Annotated in this window: 2 protein-coding genes and 1 pseudogene; 2 read left to right on the top strand and 1 reads right to left on the bottom strand. The window is 72.1% G+C overall.

Annotated features, from left to right (window positions below; all coding sequences use genetic code 11):
- Positions 1-352: pseudogene (locus tag H5J29_RS33985) on the bottom strand (alpha/beta hydrolase); the annotation flags it as partial.
- A gap of 167 nt (positions 353-519) precedes the next feature.
- On the opposite strand from H5J29_RS33985, the gene H5J29_RS33980 reads away from it, so the two are divergent.
- Both H5J29_RS33980 and H5J29_RS33975 read left to right on the top strand, forming a co-directional pair.
- Complete coding sequence (locus H5J29_RS33980) at positions 520-819, top strand: DUF4333 domain-containing protein (protein ID WP_181784950.1); 300 nt, start codon at positions 520-522, stop codon at positions 817-819.
- A gap of 17 nt (positions 820-836) precedes the next feature.
- Positions 837-1040: NAD(P)H-hydrate epimerase (locus H5J29_RS33975; RefSeq protein WP_281376175.1), on the top strand; the 204-nt coding region annotated here is incomplete at its 3' end.

Below are 1040 nucleotides of genomic sequence, written 5' to 3'. Positions count from 1 at the left end.
CCCCGAGCCGGACGCCTGCGCAGACGTCGAGAGTGGTGCGCAGGTCCGCGGAGAACCGGGCCACCGACGGCACCGGGCTGCCCTGCGACCCGGGCGCCGCGGCGACGATCCCCCACGAGGCCAGGTGGCGCAGCAGCTCGTCGTACCGCTTGGTCGGCTGCATCCAGTCGTGCCCGAACGCGACGGCGGGCAGCCCCAACCCGGACGCCGGCGCGAACACCACACCCGGCGTGCCGATCAGGCCGAGGTCACCGCGCAGCACCTCGTTGGGGCCGGGCCGGGACAGCTGCTCGAGGGCGTCCTTGGCGTTCCGCAGGGCGGGAGGACGGGTGAACGTGCTGGTCCGGGCCACGGTGAGAACCTACCGTCGCGGACCGCGGCGCGCCGAACCCGTACCCGAGAAGGGTGGCTGACCCGCCCGCAGGGTGTGGTAGCACCACTCCTGAACCGGGCCTCGCGAGTCCCTACCGTTCTGACCAGGCCGGAAACAGCTCCGGCAAGGATCAGAAGAGGAACGCCATGAACGCCAGGATCGCCCGCATCATCGGTACGGTGGCCGCCGCCGGGGGCCTGCTCCTGGGTCTGAGCGCCTGCAGCATGTCGGTCTCCAGCGACGACGTGAAGTCCGAGATCACCCGCGTGGTGCAGGAGCAGCTGCAGGCCGACCCGAGTGCCGTCGACTGCCCGTCGAACCTCGACGCGACCGTCGGCGCCACCCTGACCTGCCACGTGACCATCCCGGACCGCAGCTTCGACGTCGTCGCCAAGGTGACCCAGGTCGACGGCTCCGACGTGAAGTTCGACATCAACGAGGCCTGAGCCGTTAGCGTCGACCGATGCACGGAGTCTGGACGGCACAGCAGATCCGCGACGCCGAGGCCGTCCTCCTCGCCCACGGCGCGGAGGACGCGCTCATGCGGCGCGCGGCCCACGGGCTCGCGCTCTGGGTCCGCCGCTTCCTGGTCGCCCTGCACCCGCGGGTCACCGGCAGGCGGGTCACGCTGCTGGTCGGGGCCGGCGACAACGGGGGAGACGCGCTC

The sequence above is a fragment of the Pseudonocardia pini genome (assembly GCF_013870575.1).
Classification (GTDB): domain Bacteria; phylum Actinomycetota; class Actinomycetes; order Mycobacteriales; family Pseudonocardiaceae; genus Pseudonocardia; species Pseudonocardia pini.
Note: the sequence above shows the minus strand (reverse complement) of the source record. Positions and strands in the feature narration are given on the sequence as shown.